This window comes from Pseudomonas sp. MF08831 (genome assembly GCF_059862645.1).
This window is the reverse complement of record NZ_JCBCUX010000013.1, coordinates 208614-216137: the sequence shown is the minus strand read 5'-3', so window position 1 is coordinate 216137 and position 7524 is coordinate 208614. Positions and strand designations below refer to the sequence as shown.

At 65.3% G+C, this 7524-nt stretch carries 4 protein-coding genes and 1 riboswitch; all 4 genes read left to right on the top strand.

Annotated elements, in window-relative coordinates:
• The first annotated feature begins 322 nt into the window (after positions 1–322).
• Positions 323–527, top strand: a riboswitch (cobalamin riboswitch).
• Positions 528–620: 93 nt separating this feature from the next.
• The 4 genes from cobW to AC19YS_RS24300 all read left to right on the top strand — a co-directional run bounded on the left by cobW (position 621) and on the right by AC19YS_RS24300 (position 7383).
• Positions 621–1688 (top strand): cobalamin biosynthesis protein CobW, encoded by a 1068-nt coding sequence (cobW, locus tag AC19YS_RS24315; protein ID WP_106580323.1) that lies wholly within the window; start codon positions 621–623, stop codon positions 1686–1688.
• A 3-nt stretch (positions 1689–1691) separates the two neighbouring features.
• The gene (cobN, locus tag AC19YS_RS24310; RefSeq protein ID WP_500602797.1) at positions 1692–5453 is read left to right on the top strand and encodes a cobaltochelatase subunit CobN; all 3762 of its coding nucleotides are present in this window, start codon (positions 1692–1694) and stop codon (positions 5451–5453) included.
• A 275-nt stretch (positions 5454–5728) separates the two neighbouring features.
• The gene (locus AC19YS_RS24305; RefSeq protein WP_214248248.1) at positions 5729–6727 is read left to right on the top strand and encodes a magnesium chelatase ATPase subunit I; all 999 of its coding nucleotides are present in this window, start codon (positions 5729–5731) and stop codon (positions 6725–6727) included.
• Positions 6728–6780: 53 nt separating this feature from the next.
• The gene (locus tag AC19YS_RS24300) at positions 6781–7383 is read left to right on the top strand and encodes a vWA domain-containing protein (RefSeq protein WP_500602799.1); all 603 of its coding nucleotides are present in this window, start codon (positions 6781–6783) and stop codon (positions 7381–7383) included.
• Positions 7384–7524: the final 141 nt, after the last annotated feature.

The window sequence follows — 7524 nt, the reverse complement described above, 5'->3', positions numbered from 1 at the left end:
ATCTTAGGCGCCCCGTTAAACCACGCTGGCCGAACGCAGGTTTGAATCCGTGGGTAACCCGGCAGGACGCCGGGTTAGCCGTGTTGGGCCATGGATGGCCCGTCACGGCGGCCCACGGATTCAAGCCTTCGTTCGGGCACACCGAGCCTGGGCGAGGTGCCGAGTGGTGGGGCAAGAGCCCTTTGGTTACTTTGGGGCTTTTCCAAAGTGACCCGCCGTAAGGGCGGAACCTATAGCCGCCGTGACCGCAGCAACGGATATGTACACCAACCAACCAACCAACCCAGCCCAACCCCATCATTGACCATCCCCCACGCACTGCGTAGCCTTGCACCCTCGAGGTTCTTCGGCCCACGCCGAAGCTAAGAAGGGAACGCGGTCCAAGCCGCGGCTGCCCCCGCAACTGTAAAGGGTTCAACTGCCTGCCACGCCACTGCCATTAACCCATGGCGGGAAGGCGCAGCCAGCGCCGGTCGCAAGACCCGCAAGCCCCAAGCCAGGAGACCTGCCTCGTAACCGATTTTCTACTTCAACCGGGCGGGGTGATCCGGTGACGAAATCCGCTCCTGCGCGCCGCCGCAGGGCCTATCGTCCCGTATGCCCGCCCCAAAGGGCATCCGATGAAAACACTGGCCAAACTCCCCGTCACCATCGTTACCGGCTTTCTCGGCTCGGGCAAAACCACCTTGCTGCGCCACATGCTCGACAACGCCCAGGGCCGTCGCATCGCCGTGATCGTCAACGAGTTCGGCGAGTTGGGCATCGACGGTGAAATCCTCAAGCAGTGCTCCATCGGTTGCACCGAAGAAGAAGCCAACGGCCGCGTCTACGAACTGGCCAACGGCTGCCTGTGCTGCACCGTGCAGGAAGAATTCTTCCCGGTCATGCGCGAACTGGTCGCCCGTCGCGGCGACCTCGACCACATCCTCATCGAAACCTCAGGCCTGGCCCTGCCAAAACCGCTGGTGCAGGCCTTCCAGTGGCCGGAAATCCGCAGCGCCTGCACGGTTGACGCCGTGATCACCGTGGTCGACAGCCCGGCCGTGGCCGCCGGTACCTTCGCCGCGTTCCCGGACCAGGTCGACGCCCAGCGCAAACTCGACCCGAACCTGGACCACGAGTCGCCACTGCACGAGCTGTTCGCCGACCAACTGGCCAGCGCCGACCTGGTGATCCTCAACAAGTCCGACCTGATCAGCCCTGAAGACCTGGCCCGCGTGCGCCTGGAAGTCGCCGAAGAGCTGCCGCCCGCGGTGAAAATCATCGAAGCCAGCAGCGGTCGCCTGCCACTGGATGTGCTGATTGGCTTGGGCGCCGGCTCCGAAGAACACATCGACGGCCGCCACAGCCATCACGATCATCACCACGACGGTGAAGACGACCATGACCACGATCACGATGCCTTCGACTCCATCTCCATCGACCTGCCGCAAGCCGACGAAGCGCTGCTGCTCGACGCCCTGACCCAGCTGGTGGTGCAACACGGCATCCTGCGCGTCAAAGGTTTTGCGGCAATCCCGAACAAGCCGATGCGCCTGTTGATTCAGGGCGTGGGCACGCGTTTCGACAAACATTTCGACCGCGCCTGGGGCGCCGACGAAGCGCGCATCACGCGCCTGGTGCTGATCGGCCAGGAACTGGATGCGGCGGGTCTTGAAGCGCAACTGCGCGCCGCCCTCAGCGTTTAACCCATGCACCTGCTCAGGACCCAGCCCGGTGGTTTCGTCTCGGACGACAATATCGCCGACTTAGGCCAAACCCCCGCTGAACTGGTGATCCTGTGCAGCGGCGACTCCAGCCTGGCGCTGCTGGCCGAAGCGGCTCAGCAGTTGCCCGACGACTACCCCAGCGTTCGCCTGGCCAACCCGATGCAGGTGCAAAACCATGCCTCGGTCGACCTGTACGTCGATGAGGTGCTGCGCCACGCCAAGGTCATCCTGATTTCGCTGCACGGCGGCATCGGTTATTGGCGCTACGGCATTGAACGCCTGGTGGAGCTGGCCGAGCGCGGCGTGCAACTGATTCTGGTGCCGGGCGATGATCGCCCAGACCCGGAACTCAGCGGCTTGAGCACCGTAGATGCTCAAGCGCGCGATCGACTCTGGCACTTCCTGCGCCAGGGCGGCCTGGGCAATGCGCTGGATTTCTATCGCTGCCTGGCGAGCAGCTACCTGGGCCGCGACTACGCCTGGGCCGAGCCGCAAACCCTGCCGCGCACCGCGATTTATCACCCGCACAAAGCTAACGCTCGCCTCAATGATTGGCTGGCGGACTGGCAGGCCGATGTTCCGGTGGCGGCGGTGCTGTTCTACCGCTCGCATTTGCAGGCGGCCAATACCGGTTTTATCGACGTGTTCTGCCAGCGCTTGCAGGCGGCAGGCCTCAACCCGTTGCCGATGGCGGTGGCCAGTCTGAAAGAGCCCGGCTGCCTGAAAGTGGTCGAGGATTTGCTGGATGAAGTGCAGGCGGCGGTGATTCTGAATACCACCGGCTTTGCCCAATCCAGCCCCGAAGCGCCGCACCTGCGCCCGTTTCGTCGCAACGTCCCGGTGATCCAGGCGATTTGCGCTCAGGACAACCAGCCCGGCTGGGAGGCCAGCGAACAAGGCCTCGGCCCGCGCGACCTGGCCATGCACATCGCTCTGCCGGAGCTGGACGGGCGCATCATCAGCCGCCCGATCAGCTTCAAGGACCTGGCCTGGCGCAGCGAGCGCAGCCAGTCCGACGTGGTGTGCTACCGCGCCGCGCCCGAGCGCATGGATTTTGTCGCCGAGCTGGCACGGCGCTGGGTCGAGCTGGCGCGGGTGCCGAATGCACAAAAACGTATTGCGCTGATCCTCGCCAACTACCCGACCCGTGACGGCCGCATCGGCAATGGCGTGGGGCTGGACACGCCGGCAGCGGCGCTGAACATCCTGCGCGCGCTGCAAGCCGAAGGTTACCCGGTGCCGAGTGAGTTGCCCGACAGCGGCACCGCGCTGATCCATGAACTGCTCGGCGGCGTCACCAATGACCTGGACAGCCTCGACCTGCGCCCGTGTCATCAAAGCCTGGGCATGGACGACTACGAGGCAATGTTCAAACGCTTGCCCGAGGCCAATCGCCAAGCGGTCATGGAGCGCTGGGGCACGCCGCACAACGACCCGATGTGCCGCGACGGGCGCATGATGATCGCCGGCCTGCGCCTGGGCCAGACCTTCGTCGGCATCCAGCCCGCGCGCGGTTATCAGGTCGACCACAGTGCGGTGTACCACGACCCGGACCTGGTGCCGCCGCACGGCTACCTGGCGTTTTACTTCTGGTTGCGCCACACCTACGGCGCCCACGGCGTGATCCACGTCGGCAAGCACGGCAACCTCGAATGGCTGCCGGGCAAAGGCGTGGGGCTGTCGGAAAATTGCTGGCCCGATGCGCTGCTGGGGCCGCTGCCGAACATCTATCCCTTTATCGTCAACGACCCGGGCGAGGGCGCCCAGGCCAAGCGCCGCACCCAGGCGGTGATCATCGACCACCTGATGCCGCCGCTGACCCGCGCCGAAACCTACGGCCCGTTGCGTAACCTTGAGCTGTTGGCGGACGAGTACTACGAAGCGCAATTGCTCGACCCGCGCCGCGCGCTCGAACTGCAAAAAGACATCCTCAAGCTGGTACGCGAAACCCGTATCGACCAGGAACTTGAGCTGGATAACGACGCCGACGCCGCGGTCTGGCTGCCGCGCCTGGACACCTACCTGTGTGACTTGAAGGAGTCGCAGATCCGCGACGGTCTGCATATCTTTGGCGAGTCGCCCGACGGCCGCTTGCGCATCGACACCTTGTTGGCCTTGCTGCGCATCCCGCGCGGCGATGGCCGTGGCCCGCAATCGAGTTTGCTGCGCGTATTGGCCAAGGCCTTCGAGCTGGGTTTTGACCCGCTCGATTGCGCCCTGGCCGAGCCCTGGACCGGGCGCCGACCCGAGGTCTTGCAAAAGATCGATCAACAGCTGTGGCGCACCGCCGGTGATACCCGCGAGCGCCTGGAGCTGTATGCCGCGCGTTTGATCGAACAGGCGCTGGAAGGGCCGCTTGAGCAGCTTGAAGAGCCCGGCTGGGAAGACGTCAAGTCGGTCATCGAGAGCCTGCGCATCGTCGTCGCGCCACGCCTGGATGCCTGCGGGCCGGCGGAAATGCGCGGCTTGCTGGATGCCTTGAGCGGTCGCTTCGTACCGGCCGGCCCCAGCGGCGCGCCGAGCCGTGGACGCCTGGACGTGCTGCCCACCGGGCGCAATTTCTTCAGCGTGGATGTGCGCAACCTGCCCACCACCACGGCCTGGCGTATCGGCTTCCAGTCCGCCAACCTGATCCTTGAACGGCACCTGCAGGACCACGGCGATCACCTGCGCCAGCTTGGCCTGTCGGTATGGGGCACCGCGACCATGCGCACCGGCGGCGACGATATCGCCCAGGCCATGGCGCTGATGGGCGTGCGCCCGGTCTGGGCCACGGGCAGCCAGCGCGTGGACGACTTTGAAATCCTGCCGATCAGCCTCCTGGACCGCCCGCGCGTTGACGTAACGCTGCGCGTGTCCGGGTTCTTCCGTGATGCCTTCGCCAACCTGATCCGCCTGTTCGACGCGGCGGTGCAGGCGGTGGCGGCGCTGGATGAACCGGATGACATGAACCCGCTGGCGGCCAAGGTGCGTAGCGAACGTGAGGCACTGCTCAGCGCCGGTCTGGATGAGAGCGCCGCTGCAAAACAAGCCGGCTGGCGTATCTTCGGCGCCAAACCGGGGGCTTACGGCGCAGGCGTCCAAGGCGCGATTGACGCACGGCTGTGGCAGAGCCGCGAGGATTTGGCCGAGGTCTACTTGAACTGGGGCGGCTACGCCTACGGTGGTTCCGATGAAGGCACCGCCGCCCGCGAACAGTTCGCCCAGCGCCTGAGCCAGGTGCAGGCGGTCTTGCAAAACCAGGACAACCGCGAGCACGACCTGCTCGATTCCAACGACTACTATCAATTCCAGGGCGGCATGCTCGCCGCCGTGGAAACCCTGAGCGGCGACAAGGCCGCCAGTTACCATGGCGACCACAGCCAGCCGGACTTGCCCAAGATCCGCACCTTGAAGGAAGAGCTGAACCGGGTGATCCGTGCCCGCGCGGCCAACCCCAAGTGGATCGAAGGCGTGAAGCGCCATGGCTATAAAGGTGCGTTCGAAATGGCCGCGACGGTGGACAACCTGTTCGCGTTCGATGCCACCACGGCGCTGATCGATGATCACCAGTACGCTTTGCTTGCCGACGCTTACCTGCTGGACGCTGACACCCGAGCCTTCGTGCAGCAGCACAACCCTGACGCGTTGCGCGACATGACCGAACGCATGCTCGAAGCCCAGCAACGTGGCCTGTGGCAAGAACCCGGCGCATACCGCGAGGCGTTGGAAAACCTGTTGCTGGACATAGAAGAAGACAGCTAGCGTACGAGCACCGACTGTTGTCGCGAGCAGCTTTGTTGTGGCAAGCAGACATGTGGCAAGCGGGCCTGTTGTGGCGAGCGGGCTTGCCCCGCGTTGGGTCGCGAAGCGGCCCCAAAACCGCACGCCCGGTTCTTTCAGAAAAACCGCGTTGTTTGTATTAGGGCTGCTTCGCAGCCCAACGCGGGGCAAGCCCGCTCGCCACAACGAGCGCTAGCCACGATAAGCCCGGCCACCTCAGGGGATTGCCTGTGCCGCAGAATTTAACGAGAACTTGCATGACCGACATTCCACATTTCCCGCTGTCCGCCGTGGTCGGCGCCGATGAACTGAAACTGGCGCTGTGCCTGACCGCCATCGACCCGAAAATCGGCGGCGTGCTGATCGAAGGACCGCGCGGCATGGCCAAGTCGACGCTGGCGCGTGGTCTGGCGGACCTGCTCGCCAGCGGCCAGTTCGTCACCCTGCCGTTGGGCGCCACCGAAGAACGGCTGGTCGGCACGCTGGACCTGGACGCCGCATTGGGCGAAGGCCGCGCGCAGTTTTCCCCTGGCGTACTGGCCAAGGCCGATGGCGGTGTGCTGTACGTCGATGAAGTCAATTTGCTCGCCGATCACCTGGTGGACCTGCTGCTGGATGTTGCCGCCAGCGGCACCAACCTGATCGAGCGCGATGGCATCTCGCATCGGCATTCGGCGCGCTTCGTGCTGATCGGCACCATGAACCCGGAGGAGGGCGAGTTGCGCCCGCAACTGCTCGACCGTTTCGGCTTCAACGTGGCGTTGAGCGGGCAAACCCTGCCCGCCGAGCGTGGGCAAATCATTCGTCGGCGCCTGGATTTCGACAGCGACCCCGCCGCGTTCTGCGCCCAATGGGCCGAGCAGCAAGGCGCCTTGCGTGAGCGTTGCACGCAGGCGCGGGCGCGGCTCGACAGCATTGAGCTGGATGACCGATCCCTGGCGCAGATCACCGAGCGCTGTTTCGCCGCCGGTGTCGACGGCCTGCGCGCGGACCTGGTGTGGTTGCGCGGCGCACGCGCCCATGCCGCCTGGCGTGGCGCGAGCGCCATCGCCGAGCAAGACATCGAAGCCGTGGCCGAGTTTGCCTTGCGCCATCGGCGGCAAGAGCAATCCCCGCCGGCGAGCCCGCCCAATCAAGGCCAGGCCCCCAAACCTTCCGACTCTTCACCCGGCCAGGGCCAGTGGGGCGACATGCCCGCGCCAGCCTTGCCCACGGGCGCACGCCGGGAAGTGCCTGCCTGGCCAAAAAAGCCTTAGGCATTCGCCCTCGTCCTGACGCGGGGGCGGATGCCCGGCCCAAGGCGGGGCGACTGAACAACGGCAGGCACGGCAAGGCGCGCAGCGCCAAACACGGCACGATCAACTGGCCGGGCACCTTGCTCGGCGGGCGGCCGCACTGCCGTGAGGATGTGCGCTACCACCTGCGCACCCGCGCGGCCCACGAGTTGTGGCTGGTGATCGTTGATGCCTCGGCCTCCACGCGGCGCCATGATGCGTTGAGCGACGCCAAAGGCCTGCTCGCGCAGTTGTTCGACGATGCCTACCGCCAACGCGCGCGCATGGCATTACTCACGGCCAGCGGGCAGTCGCCCACCTGGCAAGTGCAGGGCTTGAAGGCCGCCAAAGGCTTGACCGGATGGCTGGCGCAACTCGGCGCGGGTGGCGGCACGCCGTTGCTGGCGGCGCTGTCCGAGGCGGGGCATTGGCTGCAGGCGCGACGCCAGCGTTACCCCGCCGAGCGACAGCGTCTGCTGGTGATCACCGATGGCCGGCTCAAGGATATTGCCGGTTTGCCAGCGCTCGATTGCCCGGGGCTGCTGGTGGATATCGAGCGCGGCCCGATCACACTTGGGCGAGCAGCACAGCTGGCGCTGGCGCTGAACCTGGACTATCGGCATATCGACAGTCTGTAGCGTCAATAAAACTGAACTCTGGCCGAATTCCGCTTGTCCCCGCTTCCCATGTCACTCCCCGCCTGCCAAATCCCTTAATTTTCCAAGCCTGCCGGAAGCCTCTTCAGGCTTGCGGCTGCGCCTGCTTTTTATCAGGCGCCC

What these genes read in the sequence shown, in the direction of transcription:
- cobW (WP_106580323.1), top strand. Translation starts at nt 621, where the DNA reads ATGAAAACACTGGCCAAACTCCCCGTCACCATCGTTACCGGCTTTCTC.
- cobN (WP_500602797.1), top strand. Translation starts at nt 1,692, where the DNA reads ATGCACCTGCTCAGGACCCAGCCCGGTGGTTTCGTCTCGGACGACAAT.
- AC19YS_RS24305 (WP_214248248.1), top strand. Translation starts at nt 5,729, where the DNA reads ATGACCGACATTCCACATTTCCCGCTGTCCGCCGTGGTCGGCGCCGAT.